Consider the following 16,775-nt stretch of genomic DNA (forward strand, 5'->3'; position numbering starts at 1 on the left):
ATTTTTGCCTTATGGAGAAATTTAATCAAGACTTGTTAACATACTTAGAAGGCTTTATTACCGAAAATAGAAAAGAAGGCTTTTTAAGAGTATTGAAAAACCGAACAAAACATTTTACTATTGCGATGGAAGATGTGTTTCAATTGCACAATACAAGTGCTGTGATGCGTAGTTGCGAAGTATTTGGTATTCAAGAATTGAATGTGATTGAGCAAAAATTTGGTAAAAGTATCGATAAAGAAATTGCAATGGGAGCTGAAAAATGGGTCGATATTAATCGATTTTCTTCCATTCAGGATTGTATTACTAATTTAAAAGGAAAAGGCTATCAAATAATAGCGACTACACCGCATAACGATTCTTGTTTATTGCATGAATTTGATATTACAAAACCATCTGCTTTATTTTTTGGAACGGAGCGCGATGGTTTATCAGAAGAAGTAATGCAACAAGCGGATGGATTTTTGAAAATACCAATGGTAGGTTATACCGAAAGTTTGAATATTTCAGTTTCTGCAGCAATTATTATTCAAGATGTGACAAATCGTTTACGTCAATCGGATATTAATTGGCAATTATCGGAAGAAGAAGTTTTAGAAAAGCGTTTAGATTGGACGCGAAAATCTATAAAAGATATCGAGTTTATTGAGCGAAAGTACTTCGAATTAAAAGAAAACGTAGCCGAATAAATTATTTATTCTTCTTTAAGATTTTATAATCTTCGTAACAAGCGCTAATAGCATCCATAATTTGTAAGTCGTTTGCAGTTTGAATAAAATATTCTGAATAATTGCAGTTTTGAAGAATCAGCGGAATGTCATCTTTGTTTATTTCTAGTAAAGCAGCAAGTGTTTCTCTATCAAATTTAGTAGCTAAAAGATTTCTAACGGTATCGTCTTTTTTCATCTCTTTTAGTTTCTTCATTTCTTTTGGTCGTTTACCAAAGACATTATAGAGTAAATCGGCTGGATTAGAAATAGAACCTAATACTTTTGCAATCGCTCCTGGTTTATATTCACCACCTTCATAACCTGCTTTTAGACCTGAAATACTATATCGGTAAGAATCATCTGCAACCGGAATTAATCGAGTGTCTACTTCAACAAATCCAGTTAAGTTGTACCTAGCAACGACTACTTCGTCTAAAACATACGCTTTTTCAGTTAAATAAATTTTAGTTGGATTTTGTTTTATCCAGTCGTTGGTTACTTTTACTTTTACGGTTTCGTAACCTAGATAGGTAAATAATATAGTGTCATTTACTTTGGCTCCTATTTCAAATGTACCACTTGGGCTGGTTACTGTTCCTTTTACACGCGAAGCATTTATAACGTGTACATTGCCCATAGGAAGTTTTGTTTCGTTATGAATAACAGTACCTTTTAAGTTAGTCACAAGCGAATCACTTTGTGAAAAACAAAAATTAGAAATTAGGGCAAAAAGAAAAACTACAAAATATCTCATTCTTTATTTATTGATTCAAAAATACGAATCTAAAGATGATATTTTGTAGTTTTCTATAAATTTATAAGAAAATTAACGAAAATCGTTAGCTTCTTCTTGGTCTTCTTGGTCTTGAAGAATCTCCAGCACTTTCAGCACGTCTTGGCGCTCTATCTGAAAATCCGCCTTCTCTTTTAGGAGCAGAACTGCTTCTTTCGCCTCTGAAGCCACCTTCTCTTTTAGGAGCTGAACCTCTATCGCTACGGAAACCGCCTTCTCTACTACCTTCTCTTCTTGGAGCAGAACCACTTCTTTCACGGTTAAAGCCACCTTCGCGTCTTCCACCACCAAAACCTCCGCCAGAGTTTCTTCCATTATGGTCACGTCTTCCGCCACCATCATTTTTAGAAATCTCAACGTTGATTCTTCTACCGTTCATGTCATATCCGTTAAGAACAGACATTACTTTGTCAGTATGTTCTCCATCAGTGTTAAAGAAAGAGAAACCTTCTTTTACATCCACTTTAAATACGTCATCTCTGCCTAAATCTAAAGTTTCTTTGATAAAGTCTTTTAATTGCATCCAATCGAAATCGTCTCTCGCTCCAATGTTAATGAAATAACGAACAGGATCACCTGCTCTAATTTCTCTTGGTTCAGAACTTCTTTCTCTATCATTTCCTCTTTCACCTGATAAATCACGTTTCGATTTGTAATAGTTGATGAATCTATTAAATTCAACAGATACCATTTTCTTAATTAACTCTTCTTTAGATAAACCATCTAAAACTTCATTAATAGCTGGTAAATAGTTGTCAATTTCGTGATCAACTTCTGTATCTTTAATTTTGTTTGCTAAGTGTAACAACTGAATTTCGCAGATTTCAATTCCAGAAGGGATTGTTTTTTCTTCGAATTTTTGTTGGATAATACGCTCAATTGAGTGTATTTTTCTGATTTCACTTTTCGTAATAATTACGATAGAAGTTCCTAATTTTCCAGCTCTACCAGTTCTTCCTGAACGGTGATTGTAGGTTTCAATTTCGTCTGGTAATTGGTAATTTACTACGTGAGTAATATTATCAACGTCAATTCCACGAGCCGCAACGTCTGTTGCAACCAACATTTGAATTTGACGACCTCTAAACGATTTCATTACGCCATCACGTTGTGCTTGCGATAAATCTCCGTGTAATGCCGCTGCGTTATAACCATCTTCGATAAGTTTTTCAGCAACCGCTTGTGTGTCTCTTTTTGTTCTACAAAATACAACCGAGAAAATATCTGGGTTAGCATCTGCTAAACGTTTTAAAGCTTCGTAACGGTCACGAGCATTCACACAGTAATATTCGTGTGATACTGTAGCCGAACCTGAGTTTTTGCTACCCACAGTAATTTCTACTGGAGACGACATGAATTGTTTTGCTATACGCGCTACTTCAGCAGGCATAGTTGCAGAGAATAACCAAGTGTTTTTCTCATCTGGTGTGTCCGATAAAATGGAACAAATGTCTTCGTAGAATCCCATGTTTAACATCTCATCTGCCTCATCTAAGATACAAAAATCGATGTTTTTAATGTTTACAAGACCTCTGTTAATCATGTCTTGCATTCTACCTGGTGTAGCCACAATAATTTGTGCACCACGTTTAACTTCTCTAGCTTGTTCTGTAATGCTTGCACCACCATAAACAGCCACTGTATGTAACCCCTTTATGTACTTTGAGTATAATTTAATCTCGTTGGTGATTTGTAAGCATAATTCACGTGTTGGCGATAAAATTAATGCTTGTGTATTTCTATTCTCAGCATCAATTTTTTGAATTAGCGGGAAACCAAAAGCTGCGGTTTTCCCTGTACCTGTTTGCGCTAGGGCAACTAAATCTGTGTTTTGTTCCAATAGTACTGGAATCGCTTTTTCTTGTACTTCTGACGGATTCTCAAATCCTAGATCTTTAATCGCCAGCAGTAGCGACTCATTCAATCCTAATTGTTCAAATTTATTCATATAATATTTTAAATTGGGTGCAAAGGTACGGTTTATAAATTACATAAACTAATTTGTTAGATATTGATTTTCAATTTGTTACGATTTTTTTCTTTTTCACATATTTTATAAAATATGTTTTATTGCTCAAATTACAATGGAAAAATTAGAAAGTAAGGTATTTTTGCATCAAAATAAGAACCATGTTTGAACTGCTTGATATTATTGGAACCTTAGTATTTGCTATTTCAGGAGCATTAACTGCTATTTATAAGAAATTGGATTTGTTTGGTGTGTATTGTATTGCTTTTGTAACAGCATTAGGTGGTGGAACAGTTCGCGATGTATTAATAGGAAGAACGCCGGTAGGGTGGATGTTAGATATCGATTATGTATATATTATTACAACAGGCTTTCTACTTTCTATAATATTCAATCGTTATTTAGAACGTTTGCGTATTTCGATGTTCTTATTCGATACCATTGGATTAGGTGTTTTTACCTTAATAGGTTTGGAAAAAGGATTAGAATTTGGCTTAAGTCCGGTTATTTGTGTGATTTTGGGAACTTTGACAGCTACTTTTGGCGGTGTAATTCGTGATATTCTCTGTAACGAAATTCCAGTTTTATTCCGAAAGGAAATTTATGCAACGCTTTGTATTGCGGGAGGAATTCTATTTTTTCTTTTACAAGAATTACAAATACAAAGCGATATTATTTCATTAATAGTAGCGGTTTTTATTATCTCGTTCCGATTGATTGCTTTTAAATACAACTGGAGTTTACCTATTGGGACAGTTTTTGTAAGAAAAGAATAAGCTCTTTAACTGCTATTCCTCTGTGACTGATGGTTGATTTTTCTTCCATGCTTAATTCGGCAAAAGTTTTTTCATATCCGTCAGCTACAAAAATTGGGTCGTAACCAAAACCGTTTGTGCCAATTTTTTCTTCAATGATTTTTCCGTTTATGATTCCGGTAAATAAGTTTTGTTTTCCATTCAGATTTAACGCAATCACCGTTTTAAAATTAGCTTTTCGATTCGATTCATCTTTTAATTCCGATAAAAGCTTATCCATATTGTCATTCGCATCTTTTTGTTCGCCTGCATATCGCGCAGAATAAACTCCAGGAGCACCATTTAAAGCATCAACTTCTAAACCAGTATCGTCAGCAAAACAATCAAATCCATACTTTTCAGTAACGTAATTGGCTTTTAAAATTGCATTTCCTTCAATCGTATCAGCTGTTTCTGGAATATCTTCTATACATCCAATTTCTTCCAAACTCACAATTTGAATAATGTTTGGAACTAAAGCCTGAATTTCTTGAATTTTATTTTTATTGTTGGATGCGAATACGAGTTTCATGTGAAGTAATTTAGAAATGTAAAAGTACGAAACGTCTATAAAGTATAAAAGCCGATCTGGAGCGATCGACTTTTACGGTGAACGTGTAACCACATTTCTGTGTCGTTCGGTGCAAATGTATGACCAATAATTCGATTATGAACTATTATTTCTATAATTTTTTTTCTAATCAAAATAAATTATAATAAAAGTATTTTTCTTTTTACTTTTGCTTCGTTTTAAACACCTATATATTATGGTAAAAGATTTATTCGAAAGAATTCAGAACAATAAAGGTCCATTAGGAAAATGGGCTTCTCAAGCAGAAGGATATTTTGTATTCCCTAAATTAGAAGGAGAATTAGGTCCGAGAATGCAATTTCAAGGGAAAAATATTTTAAACTGGAGTTTAAATGACTATTTAGGATTAGCAAATCATCCAGAAGTTCGTAAAGCAGATACCGAAGCAGCAATGCAATATGGAGCAGCTTACCCAATGGGTGCTCGTATGATGAGTGGTCACACAAAATATCACGAACAATTAGAACAAGAATTAGCTGCTTTTGTAATGAAAGAATCGGCTTATTTGTTAAACTTTGGTTACCAAGGAATTATGTCAACTATTGACGCTTTGGTAACGAGAAATGATGTAATTGTTTATGATGTAGATGCACATGCATGTATTATTGATGGAGTACGTTTACACAGTGGAAAACGTTTTACGTACAAGCATAATGACATCGAAAGTATGGAGAAAAATCTACAGCGTGCTACAAAATTAGCTACGGAACAAGGTGGTGGAATTTTATTCATTACTGAAGGTGTTTTCGGAATGCGTGGTCAACAAGGAAAGTTGAAAGAAGTTGTAGAAATGAAGAAAAAATACAATTTCCGTTTATTAGTTGACGATGCACACGGTTTTGGAACACTTGGTAAAACAGGAGCAGGAGCAGGAGAAGAGCAAGGTTGTCAAGACGGAATTGATATTTATTTTTCAACTTTTGCGAAATCAATGGCAAACATTGGTGCTTTCGTTGCAGCAGATAAAGATGTTATCGATTATTTAAAATACAACTTACGTTCGCAAATGTTTGCTAAGGCGTTACCAATGATTCAAACTATTGGGTCATTAAAACGTTTAGAGTTATTACGTAATTCATCTGAAATTAAAGATAAATTATGGGAAAACGTTAACGCATTACAAAGCGGATTGAAAGAAAAAGGATTTAATATTGGAGATACAAATACATGTATTACACCAGTTTATCTTGAAGGTTCTATTCCAGAAGCGATGATTATGGTGAACGATTTACGTGAAAACTACGGAATTTTCCTTTCAATTGTAGTGTATCCAGTAATTCCAAAAGGTATTATTTTGTTAAGAATGATTCCTACAGCTTCGCATACAATTGATGATATTAATGAAACACTAACAGCTTTTGAAGCTATTCGTGAAAAATTAGTAAACGGAACATATGCTAAAATTGCAGAAGCAAGTGTTCAAAATGTAGAGTAATATTTTTACATATAACAAAAAAGGGATTCAAATTGAATCCCTTTTTTTATAACTCTTTTTTATACGTTCTTCTTCGTTTATTGATTTTCGAATTAAAGTTCTTCCATAAATTATGAATCGCATGGTTTTCTTCTAATTCGGGAGTTCTAATACAAGTTTCAATTCCTTTTGCTTGACACACTTTATAATATTCATCAAAAACAATAGCTGTAATTCCTTTACTTTGATATTCAGGCAAAACACCTATTAAATAAAAAACAACTTCTTTTGAATGTTTTCGAGCTTGTAATAAATGATAAAATCCAAAAGGAAACAGTTTTCCATTTGCTTTTTTTAGTGCTTGTGCAAAACCAGGCATCACAATAGCAAAAGCAATCATATTGTCATTTTTATCGACAATAAACTTGATAAATTCTGGATTAATAAAACCAATGTATTTCTTTTTAAAATATTCTTTTTGAATATCATTAATAGGAACAAACGATTGTAATCTTGCATAAGTTTCATTAAACAAATCAAACATCTTATCTACATAAGGCATAATGTCTTTTGTTTTTGTGAAATTCAGACTACGTAACTCGTAACGTTTTTTTATCAAGGCGCTTGCCTTTTGAAACGGTTCAGGATTTATGTTGTTAAAAGAAAAATCACTTTCAATGTATTCTTTCTCTTTTGTAAAGCCAAGTTGTTCAAAATGAGTAATGTAATAAGGTAAGCTGTACCAAGTAATCATATTGCCCATTTGGTCAAAACCTTCACTTAGAATACCAACTTTATCCAAATTTGAAAAACCCATAGGACCTTCCATGTGATCCATCTTGTGTTTACGTCCTAATTCTTCTACTTTATTTAAAAGTGCTTTTGTAACTTCAACATCATCAATAGCATCAAACCAACCAAAACGAGCTTTTCTTTTTCCTAAAAGGTTGACTTCTTCCCAATTTATGATTGCGGCAATTTTACCTACAATTTTGTTGTCTTTGTAAGCCAAGTAAAAATGGGCTTCTGCCGTTTGTAAGGCTGGATTCTTGGTTTTGTCAAAAGTTTCTAATTCCTCAGCAATTATTGGCGGAATCCAGTATGGGTTGTTTTTATATAATTCGAAAGAAAACATCACGTAATCTTTCATTTCTTTTTTGGTAAGGGCTTCTTTAATTGTTATCATTTTATTCTACTGCATCTTTTCTTTTCTTCGCTTCTTTTTCGCCTTTTTTCTTCATTTTTTTATCTGTCTTGCTCTCCGTACCAGGTTTTGCAATTTGAACTTCTTGATATTGATCAGCGAAACGCCATGAAAATCCTATTCCAGCATTTAAAAGTCCAGGAGTGTTTTTTAGGTTTTTTCCAAGAGAAGCGTCAACTTGCATGTGTTTGTCAAACAAAAAGGCTGCACCAATTCTAAAAACACCATCACTGTAATATTCACCCATATACCCTTGATTTTCAATAAAACCAGACCATTGCGCATTAAATCCTCTTGTTAAGGTAAGAATGTAGTTAATAGACGCAAAATCAGTTCCAATTTTATCATAAGTTAAGTTGGTAACTAAAACCCATCTTCCACCAAAATGATTTTGAGCAATTGCAGTTACTTTAGGGCTAAAACTTGGTTCTTCAATAGTTGTGGGAGCATAATTAAATGGAGTTTCGCCTACAACAAAGTTGGCACCTGCATACATAGAAAAAGCAGGAATAAATTGTCTCCATTTGAATTTTTTATTGGCTTTCCAACTATATAAATTAGGCTTTTCTTCGTAATTTTTAAACGGGTCATAAATCAAATACTTAGCTCCTAAAGTCAATTGTTTAAAACCACTTCTTTTTTCTTCGAATGCACCTGAAGTAAGTTTGTCATTTTGATATTGAATTTCAGCTATAACTTCTAGTTCTTCTTTCCAAACACCATAGCGGATAGCTAATTCTCCCATAAAGCCTTTTGCCTCATAATCTAAAAGACTATGATCTTCCGATACATAAGTTACGCCAGCTTCGGTTTGAATAATTTTTTTTCCAACAGCAAATGCCATCATCGATTTTCCAGGTCGATTAGAGTTGATTTCATCTGTAAATTGTCCAAATGAAACTTGAGACATAATTCCTAAAATTAGAACGAAAAGTGTTTGAATAGATTTCATAAAAAATGATTTATGTCCAAAAATAGTTATTTTATCATAATTTTAAGAAACAAATTTGAAGTTTTACCAACCAATATCAGTATTTTTGAATTTTAAATTTTATTAGCATGGAAATGGCTTCACTTACAGGAACTATAAAGGTTATATTTTATATTATTCTGTTTTATTATCTGTTTAAGTTTTTAATGCGAATTTTTGCCCCTATTTTAATGCAAAAAGCGGTGAATAAGATGCAAGAAAAAATGCAGGAACAATATAGACAACAACAAGAACAACAAAATAGAACTTCTCAGGCAAGCGCACCAACCCCAAAACCTAAAAAGGAAGTGGGTGAATATATTGATTACGAAGAAGTAAAATAATTGTTAGTTGAACAAGATTACTCCCAAGGATATTTTAACGATATCCTTTTTTTAATTACTTTAGCGCCTTATATTCATTATTTACTACTTATGAAATCGCCATTAACAAAAGTTTGCGAAAGCAAACACCAATGATTAAAAAGGCGATTGCATATGTTACCATTAAAAAATATAATTTAAACATATGAAAAACATCAAAGCATTATATCCTCATTTATTGGTTTTAGTAGGGTTTATTTTGGTTTCCCTGATTTATTTTTATCCAGTTTTACAAGGAAATAAAATTTTCCAATCCGATATTGTTCAATACACTGGAATGGCTAAAGAACAAATCGATTTCAGAAAAGAAACAGGTGAAGAACCTTTTTGGACCAATAGTGCTTTTGGAGGAATGCCAACGTATCAGTTAGGTGCAAAATACCCAAATGATGTTATTGGAATGCTAGACGATGCTTTGCGTTTTTTACCTCGTCCTGCGGATTATTTATTCCTTTATTTCTTAGGGTTTTATGTGTTGTTGATGGTGTTAAAAGTAGATCCATTAAAAGCGTTTTTTGGAGCATTAGCTTTTGGATTGTCTACGTATTTGATTATCATTTTAGGAGTAGGACACAATGCTAAAGCGCATGCAATTGCATATATGCCAATGGTAGTAGCTGGAGTTTTATTGGTTTTCCAACGAAAATATATAATTGGAGGTTTGCTTACTATGGTAGCAGCAGCATTAGAAATTAATGCGAATCACTTCCAAATGACGTATTATTTGTTGTTATTATTAGCAATTATTGCAGTTTATTACATTGTTATTGCAGTTAAGAATAAAGAATTCAAAGAATTAGGAAAAGTTATTGGAGTATTTGCTATTGCAGGAATTTTGGCCATCGGAGCTAATGTAACTAACTTAATGGCGACTTCTGAATATGCTAAGTTTTCTACACGTAATAATAGCGAATTAACCTTCAATCCAGATGGTTCTCCAAAGACGGATAGCAACGCTATGTCGTATGAGTATATCACCGAATACAGCTACGGAGTTGCAGAAAGTTTAAACTTAATCGCACCAGGTCTTTTCGGAGGTTCTAACAATGAAAATTTAGGAATTGAATCAGAAACCTATCAAAACTTTGTAGCACAAGGTTATCCAGCGGATCAAGTTCAAGGTTTTGTAGAACACGCACCGGCATATTGGGGAGCACAACCTATTGTCGCAGCACCAGCATACATTGGAGTAGTAGTGTTTTTCTTATTCGTGATGGCATTTTTTGTTGAAAAACGAAACATCAAATATTTATTTTTAGCTGGAGCTGTATTTTCATTATTGCTTTCTTGGGGTAAAAATTTCAGTGTTTTAACCGATTTCTTCATCAATTATGTTCCATTATACGACAAATTTAGAGCGGTTTCTTCCATTCAAGTGATTTTAGAATTGTGTGTGCCAGCTTTAGCGATTGTTGGGTTATACCAATTTTTCAAACAAGATGAAAAAGCTAAATGGAACGCCCTTTGGAAATCAGGCGCCATTACTTTCGGGCTTTTAGTACTATTGTTTCTGATTAAAGGAATGTTTACTTTTTCTTCTGCAAACGATGCAATGTATGCACAAGCGTATGGCGATGATTTCATTAGAACGTTAAAAATAGATAGAGCTGCTTTGTACACTTCTGATGTTTTACGTTCGATGTTGTTCGTAGCACTTACTTTTGCTGTTTTATTTCTTTTCGTGAAAAACCTGATGAAAGAAACTACAGCAATTATTATAGTTGGAGTTTTAATGGTTTTCGACTTGTTTATGGTAGACAAACGTTACGTAAACAATAATCCTGATCAATTCAGAAGTGCAAGAGAAGTTGATATGCCATTTGAACCAACTGAAGCCGATCAAAGAATTTTAGCCGATACCACGCATTTCAGAGTTTTTGAAGTAGAAGGAGGAATGAGTAATGCTAGAACATCGTATTTCCACAAATCAATTGGTGGTTATCATGCCGCGAAACCAAGAAGAATGCAGCAATTATTCGATTATCAAATCGCTAAAAATAACGTTCGTGTATTAAACATGTTAAATGTAAAGTACGTCATTCAATCCGATGAAAATGGACAAAAATTAGCTTTAGCAAATCCAGCAGCCAATGGAAATGCTTGGTTTGTGGAGGAAATTAAGTTTGTCAATTCTGCAAATGAAGAAATGAAAGCATTGGATAGTTTGGATAATAAAAATGTTGCGATTATTTCAAATGAATCAGATAATAAAGGTGTGAGTAATTCGAAAAGTTATAGTAAAGCATATCAAAAACAAGATTTTATAAAAGATTCATTAGCTTCAATTAAATTAGTTTCATACAATCCAAATAAGTTGAAATACGTTTCAAATAATAATAATGAAGGCTTCGCAGTTTTCTCTGAAATGTATTATCAAAATGGTTGGAAAGCAACAATTGATGGAAAAGACGCTGAAATTTTAAATGTAAACTATGTTTTAAGAGGACTACAAATTCCAGCAGGAAAGCACACTATCGAATTCAAATTTGAGCCAGAAGTTGTTAAAACAGGAAGTACAATTGCTTTAATGAGTTCTATCGCAATGCTTTTATTGATAGGAGCTGGAGTTTATTTTGAGAATAAGAAAAAAGCATAATTAGTTTGGAACGAGGAAAACACAGATTTTCTCTGTTTACTATGTTAAGTGAAACGCTTTTCTATAAATTATTAAAGTAGACCTATGTGTCTATGTGTTTAAAAAATATAAAGTTGCAACCAACTAAAAAAATACTCATCATTTCGTATTACTGGCCACCAGCAGGAGGTCCAGGAGTACAACGTTGGTTAAAATTTGTTAAGTATTTACCCGATTTTAATATCGAACCTCACGTTTATATTCCAGAAAATCCAACGTATCCTTTAATTGATGAGAAATTATTGGGTGAAGTTTCAAATAAAGCAGTTATCATCAAACAACCAATTTTTGAACCATATGGATTGGCTTCGGTTTTTTCGAAAAATAAGACCAAAAAAATCAGTTCTGGAATTATTCCTAATCAAAAAAAGCAATCGTTTGTAGAAAAAGCAATGCTTTGGATTCGTGGTAACGTTTTTATTCCCGATGCGAGAGTATTTTGGGTGAAACCTTCGGTTAAGTTTCTGAAAAAATATCTTCAAGACAATCAAATCGATACTATAATTACAACTGGTCCACCACATAGTTTGCATTTGATTGGTTTGCAATTAAAAAAAGAACTAAACATTACTTGGCTAGCCGATTTTCGTGATCCTTGGACTACGATTGGTTATCACAAACAATTAAAATTAAGTTCTTGGGCAGCTAAAAAACACAAAGCGTTGGAAAAAGATGTTATGATGACTTGTGACCAACTTTTAGTCACGTCTCCAACAACAAAAACTGAATTTCAAGCCATTACTTCAAAACCAATTGAAGTCATTACAAATGGCTATGATATAGAAAAAGTGATTAAAAAACCTTTGGATGAAAAATTTACTTTAGCACACATAGGTTCGTTTTTATCGGCAAGAAATCCAAGGATTTTGTGGAAAGCGTTGAAAGAATTAACCAAAGAAAATCCCGAATTCAAAAAACAATTTCAATTAAAGTTAATAGGAGCGGTGAGTGCTGAGGTGCTTCAGGCTTTAAAAGAATTTAAGTTGGAGAAATATGTAAATCATTTAGGCTATTTGCCACATGATGAAGCCATAATCGAACAACGAAGTTCACAAGTGTTGTTGCTTATCGAAATTGATTCAGAAGAAACGAAATGCATTATTCCGGGGAAATTATTCGAATATATGGTTTCGGAGCGACCAATCATCGCAATCGGACCAGAAAATGCTGATTTTGCTCAAATCATTAAAGAAACTAATACTGGAACTTTCTTCAAATATGACGAATTAGAAGCTTTGAAAGCGCAAATTCTGATTTGTTTCGAACAATTTCAGCAAAATAATTTAAAAGTATATCCTGTTGGTTTGCAACAATACAGCAGAAAATCATTGACAGAGAAATTAGCCAAACTGCTAATCACTAATCACTAATTACTATTCTATAACATGGGAATTGTCATCAAACAATCAATTAAAAACACCATCATTACCTATATCGGTTTTGGAATTGGTGCGATTAACACGTTGTTTATGTACGGACAATTTTTAGGCGATACTTTTTACGGTTTGGTCGGATTTATTTTGTCGGCGGCTAATATTATGATGCCTTTGATGGCGTTTGGTGTACACAATACATTGGTAAAATTTTACAATGAATACGAAACCGAAGAGAAAAAATCGCAATTTCTCACGTTTGTTTTGGTTTTGCCTTTACTGATAATTCTTCCGATAAGTTTGATTGGTTATTTTGGTTATCATCAAATAGCGGAATTATTATCGCAGAAAAACCCAATTGTTTACGATTATGTTTGGCAAATTCCAGTAATCGGACTTTGTATGGGCTATTTTGAGATTTTTTATGCCTGGGTAAAAGTGCATTTGCAATCGGTTTATGGCAGTTTTGTGAAAGAAGTTTTGCTACGAATTTTAATTTCAATCTTCTTATTTGCAGTTTATTTTGATTTTATCTCTCCAAAACAGTTCATTTTTGCGTTAATGGGAATTTACTTTTTATCGCTTCTAGCTATGTTTTTATATGCGATGAAAGTCAAAACACCACGATTTAATTTGGTTTTTCCTGATAATGCGAAAGCGGTTTTAACCTATTGTTTCTTCATTATTTTATCAGGAAGTGTGGCAAATATGTTGTTAGATGTCGATAAATTCATGCTGAATTTTTACATTAACATCGATAATATTGCGTTTTATTCGGTTGCTATATTTATTGCTACAGTAATTGCGGTGCCAAGTCGTGCGATGCATCAAATTACGTATCCTATCACGGCTAAATTAATGAGCGAAAACAAGCATGAGGAATTAAATGAATTGTATAAAAAGTCTTCGATTACATTACAGGTTATTGGTGGATTGATTTTAGTCGGAATTTTGGTCAATATTAATGAATTGTACAGTGTATTACCAGTAGGTTATAGCGAAGGAATTGCTGTAGTTTTCTTTATTGGGATTTCGAAGTATTTCGATTTGGTTTTAGGAAACAATAATGCCATTATTTTCAATTCAAAATATTATCAAGCGGTCTTATTTTTAGGATTATTTCTTGTTTTTCTGACTGTTTCTTTAAATATGATATTCATTCCGCTTTATGGCTTGAATGGAGCTGCGATAGCAACGTTAATTTCAATTACGTTATATAGTTTAGCTAAATTGCTTTTTGTGGTGCTTAAAATGAAGCTATTTCCATTTACAAAAAAAACTATTGTGTCTTTGGCTTTAACAATAGTAAGTTTTGGGGTGTTTTATTATTGGGATTTTAGTTTTCATCCTTTTGTAAATATTGTTCTGAAATCTATTTTAGTAACTGTTTTCTACTTGGGACTGAGCTATTATTTAAAGATATCTTCAGATATTAATTTTGTAATTAATTCAGTTTTCAAGAAATTTTTGAAATAAAAAATCCTGCTTCATCTTCCCAGAATCCGCAGGATTTAAAAACAAACTTAACCAACCAATTTTTATTTTCTTTTAACTTCTAAAGTTTCTCTTTTGATTTCTTTTACGTCATCATCAGACATTTTTACTTTAGAACCGTCTTTTCTGTAGTAGTAATAGTCATCGTCATTATAATCGTCACCGTAATCATCGTCATCATCATAATGTCCGTTTCCACCTGAGTAATGAGTTCCAGGGTTGTAGATGTAACCGCCGTTAGCGTGGTTGATAAAACCATATACATCTACAATTCGTCCTCTTCTGTCGTAAACAATTCGCATGTTACCTACTTTAGTTACAGCAAAGCTGTTATAGCTCATATAAATAGTTCCAATACGTTTTACTCTTCCAAAAGCGTCGTAGTTGATGTAAACATTTCCTACGCGTCTTATTCTGCCAAAGTTATCGTGTTCTACACGGATTCCTCTTTCAGAAGGGCCGTAATAACCTCTAGTTCCGGGAGCACCATTTGTTCCGTTTACATGATATCTTGGTCCTGAAGGTCTTGTATTGAAATCAAATTCTCCATTTGGAAACAACATAAACTCAATACCACGTTCTCTGAAGATAATTGGTTCTGCATCTCTATAATCGATGTAATAACCTCTTCTGTTTGTGTTGTCAGAAAAAACAGGGTTTTCTGACGCTAAAGCCAAGTTCCCTACCAGAAGGATACTGGCTACTACTAAAAGTGTAATTTTTTTCATGATACAACAATTTAAAAGTTGGGCAATTTCATTTTAAAATTCGTTTCTAAAACTTGTTGCTTGATTAGGTATTTCCAATTGCTGTGCCAAACTCAAAAAAAGTGTTGTAAACAATTTGTTAATGAGTTGTTATTAAATAAAAAAAGAACGCTAACTTGTTGATAGCGTTCTTTTTAGTGATGTAAAAATTCTTATGTTTATTGTGATCCGTATCTTCTCATCATTTCTTGTTGCATTTGTTCAATGCCTTCCATTCCTAATGTAGAGAATAAAAATATTACATAAATTAAGTAAATAACTCCTAATGCAATTCCAATGATACTTAGAATTTTACCTATTTTCAAATTGTTATAGTTAGTGTATGCACTCGGGTTTTCGGCATATAGTTTAGCATCTTTATTTGCTAAAACTAATCCAATAGCTCCAAGGATAATGCTAATAATTCCATAACAACAACAAGTTAAGATTGAAAAAATCCCCAGAATAAGTACTGCGGTGGCATTAGGTAATTTTTGATTTTCCATATTGATAAAGTTTAATTGGTTACGGTATTGAAATAAATTTTGATAAGATAAGCTATCAGAATTACGGCACCATTTAAAATAGCGCTAGCGATAACTAATTTAGCATAATTTCTTTTCTTGTCCAATAGGTGTAGACCTAAAAGAATAAAAAATAAACCTAAAGTATAGATAGCAGGAAAGATTTTAAAGGCTTCATAAAATTCTCCTTCTAATAAAAAAGCTATGGCTCTTTGCGTGCCACAACCCGGACATTCAACTCCAAAAAGTTGTTTGTTCATACAAGGCAACATATGTTTTTCCATACCGCTTTTTACTATCAGATTTGTTTTACAAGTTTACAAAAAAAAGTTCACAATCAAATACTAAATTTAAAAAGACTATTTTTGAAACCAGAAAAAAGTATTATTTAAGAGAAAGAAATATGAAGCAATTTTTATACATTTTGATGTTCGCCGCAGTCGGAATTTTTGCTATGATTGAACAATCAAAACCAGCTCCAAATCGATTTATTATGATAGGAGCAATGGCTGTTTTTATGTTTGGATTATTCAGATTGATGAAGAAAATTCCATCTAAAAATGATGGAGAAAACGAAGAAGAAAATGGCACAGAAGTTTGAAATAGGAGATAAGGTTGCGGTTTTAGACGACGACATCTCCGGAGTAGTAATTAAGGTTCAAAACAATGAAATTTCAGTGGAAACAACTGATAAATTCGTGATGACATTTTTTGTCAACGAGTTGATTAAAATAAACAATTCCAATGAGTTAAGTGGTTTTTTTTCAACTCAAAGTTTAGGTTCGGTTTTAAAAGATAAAGAAGAGCCAAAAAAGCGCAGTTTTGTCAAAGAAAAGCGTTCTCGTAAGGATGAATTTGTCTTAGAAGTTGATTTGCACATCGAAAAATTAGTGTCTTCAAAACGTGGAATGAGCAACTATGATATTCTCACTTTGCAAATGGAAACTGCAAAAAGACAACTCGATTTTGCTATCAAAAATCGAATGCCAAAAGTGGTCTTTATTCATGGTGTTGGTGAAGGTGTTTTGAAGGCCGAATTGGATTTTATGTTGGGTCGCTATGACACCATTTCGTTCCAAGATGCGAACTATCAAAAATATGGTTTGGGAGCAACCGAAGTTTACATTAAGCAAAATGTGAAGTAAAGTTTTCAATTAAAATTTCACTTCTAGAA

General features: G+C 32.9%; 17 protein-coding genes. 9 read left to right on the forward strand and 8 right to left on the reverse strand.

Annotated elements, in window-relative coordinates:
* Positions 1 to 11: 11 nt before the first annotated feature.
* Positions 12 to 689, forward strand: coding sequence for a TrmH family RNA methyltransferase (locus C8D80_RS00325; protein ID WP_133606189.1), 678 nt, complete (start codon positions 12 to 14; stop codon positions 687 to 689).
* A 1-nt stretch (position 690) separates the two neighbouring features.
* On the opposite strand, the gene C8D80_RS00330 is transcribed toward C8D80_RS00325, so the two are convergent.
* Both C8D80_RS00330 and C8D80_RS00335 read right to left on the reverse strand, forming a co-directional pair.
* Positions 691 to 1,464, reverse strand: a complete 774-nt coding sequence (locus C8D80_RS00330; protein ID WP_133606191.1) for a carboxypeptidase-like regulatory domain-containing protein — start codon at positions 1,462 to 1,464, stop codon at positions 691 to 693.
* Between the two features lie 85 nt (positions 1,465 to 1,549).
* Positions 1,550 to 3,451: a DEAD/DEAH box helicase gene (locus C8D80_RS00335; RefSeq protein WP_133606193.1), complete on the reverse strand. Its 1,902-nt coding sequence runs from the start codon at positions 3,449 to 3,451 to the stop codon at positions 1,550 to 1,552.
* 182 nt (positions 3,452 to 3,633) lie between these two features.
* On the opposite strand from C8D80_RS00335, the gene C8D80_RS00340 reads away from it, so the two are divergent.
* Positions 3,634 to 4,248: a trimeric intracellular cation channel family protein gene (locus tag C8D80_RS00340; protein WP_133606195.1), complete on the forward strand. Its 615-nt coding sequence runs from the start codon at positions 3,634 to 3,636 to the stop codon at positions 4,246 to 4,248.
* Here C8D80_RS00340 and C8D80_RS00345 read toward each other — a convergent pair.
* A complete protein-coding gene (locus tag C8D80_RS00345) occupies positions 4,217 to 4,798 on the reverse strand; it encodes a non-canonical purine NTP diphosphatase (protein WP_133606197.1) in 582 nt (193 codons plus the stop codon). The two genes, C8D80_RS00340 and C8D80_RS00345, sit on opposite strands and share 32 nt — an antisense overlap.
* 235 nt (positions 4,799 to 5,033) lie before the next feature.
* On the opposite strand from C8D80_RS00345, the gene C8D80_RS00350 reads away from it, so the two are divergent.
* On the forward strand, positions 5,034 to 6,293 hold the full coding sequence (locus C8D80_RS00350; protein ID WP_133606199.1) for an aminotransferase class I/II-fold pyridoxal phosphate-dependent enzyme: 1,260 nt from the start codon (positions 5,034 to 5,036) through the stop codon (positions 6,291 to 6,293).
* A gap of 46 nt (positions 6,294 to 6,339) precedes the next feature.
* Here C8D80_RS00350 and C8D80_RS00355 read toward each other — a convergent pair whose 3' ends face one another.
* Both C8D80_RS00355 and C8D80_RS00360 read right to left on the reverse strand, forming a co-directional pair.
* A complete protein-coding gene (locus tag C8D80_RS00355; protein WP_133606201.1) occupies positions 6,340 to 7,458 on the reverse strand; it encodes a GTP cyclohydrolase in 1,119 nt (372 codons plus the stop codon).
* 1 nt (position 7,459) lies between these two features.
* Positions 7,460 to 8,428: a transporter gene (locus tag C8D80_RS00360; RefSeq protein ID WP_133606203.1), complete on the reverse strand. Its 969-nt coding sequence runs from the start codon at positions 8,426 to 8,428 to the stop codon at positions 7,460 to 7,462.
* A 107-nt stretch (positions 8,429 to 8,535) separates the two neighbouring features.
* On the opposite strand from C8D80_RS00360, the gene C8D80_RS00365 reads away from it, so the two are divergent.
* The 4 genes from C8D80_RS00365 (at position 8,536) to C8D80_RS00380 (ending at position 14,313) form a co-directional block, all read left to right on the forward strand.
* Positions 8,536 to 8,790, forward strand: a complete 255-nt coding sequence (locus C8D80_RS00365; RefSeq protein ID WP_133606205.1) for a DUF4834 domain-containing protein — start codon at positions 8,536 to 8,538, stop codon at positions 8,788 to 8,790.
* Between the two features lie 184 nt (positions 8,791 to 8,974).
* Positions 8,975 to 11,425: a YfhO family protein gene (locus tag C8D80_RS00370; RefSeq protein ID WP_133606207.1), complete on the forward strand. Its 2,451-nt coding sequence runs from the start codon at positions 8,975 to 8,977 to the stop codon at positions 11,423 to 11,425.
* A 113-nt stretch (positions 11,426 to 11,538) separates the two neighbouring features.
* Positions 11,539 to 12,834 carry a glycosyltransferase family 4 protein gene (locus C8D80_RS00375; RefSeq protein WP_242004838.1) on the forward strand — a complete coding sequence of 432 codons (1,296 nt, stop codon included), beginning with the start codon at positions 11,539 to 11,541 and terminating at the stop codon, positions 12,832 to 12,834.
* Between the two features lie 15 nt (positions 12,835 to 12,849).
* Entirely contained in the window at positions 12,850 to 14,313 is a 1,464-nt protein-coding gene (locus C8D80_RS00380) for an oligosaccharide flippase family protein (RefSeq protein ID WP_133606211.1), read from the forward strand.
* A gap of 62 nt (positions 14,314 to 14,375) precedes the next feature.
* Here C8D80_RS00380 and C8D80_RS00385 read toward each other — a convergent pair whose 3' ends face one another.
* From C8D80_RS00385 to C8D80_RS00395, 3 genes are all read right to left on the reverse strand, one after another.
* On the reverse strand, positions 14,376 to 15,059 hold the full coding sequence (locus C8D80_RS00385; protein WP_133606213.1) for a hypothetical protein: 684 nt from the start codon (positions 15,057 to 15,059) through the stop codon (positions 14,376 to 14,378).
* A gap of 197 nt (positions 15,060 to 15,256) precedes the next feature.
* The gene (locus C8D80_RS00390) at positions 15,257 to 15,583 is read right to left on the reverse strand and encodes a CCC motif membrane protein (RefSeq protein ID WP_133606215.1); all 327 of its coding nucleotides are present in this window, start codon (positions 15,581 to 15,583) and stop codon (positions 15,257 to 15,259) included.
* An 11-nt stretch (positions 15,584 to 15,594) separates the two neighbouring features.
* Positions 15,595 to 15,885 carry a DUF2752 domain-containing protein gene (locus C8D80_RS00395; protein WP_133606217.1) on the reverse strand — a complete coding sequence of 97 codons (291 nt, stop codon included), beginning with the start codon at positions 15,883 to 15,885 and terminating at the stop codon, positions 15,595 to 15,597.
* A 119-nt stretch (positions 15,886 to 16,004) separates the two neighbouring features.
* On the opposite strand from C8D80_RS00395, the gene C8D80_RS00400 reads away from it, so the two are divergent.
* A complete protein-coding gene (locus C8D80_RS00400) occupies positions 16,005 to 16,202 on the forward strand; it encodes a hypothetical protein (RefSeq protein WP_133606219.1) in 198 nt (65 codons plus the stop codon).
* A complete protein-coding gene (locus C8D80_RS00405) occupies positions 16,186 to 16,746 on the forward strand; it encodes a Smr/MutS family protein (protein ID WP_133606221.1) in 561 nt (186 codons plus the stop codon). The genes C8D80_RS00400 and C8D80_RS00405 overlap by 17 nt, the downstream gene beginning before the upstream one ends.
* Positions 16,747 to 16,775: the final 29 nt, after the last annotated feature.

It is taken from the genome of Flavobacterium cheniae (assembly GCF_004363695.1).
GTDB lineage: Bacteria > Bacteroidota > Bacteroidia > Flavobacteriales > Flavobacteriaceae > Flavobacterium > Flavobacterium cheniae.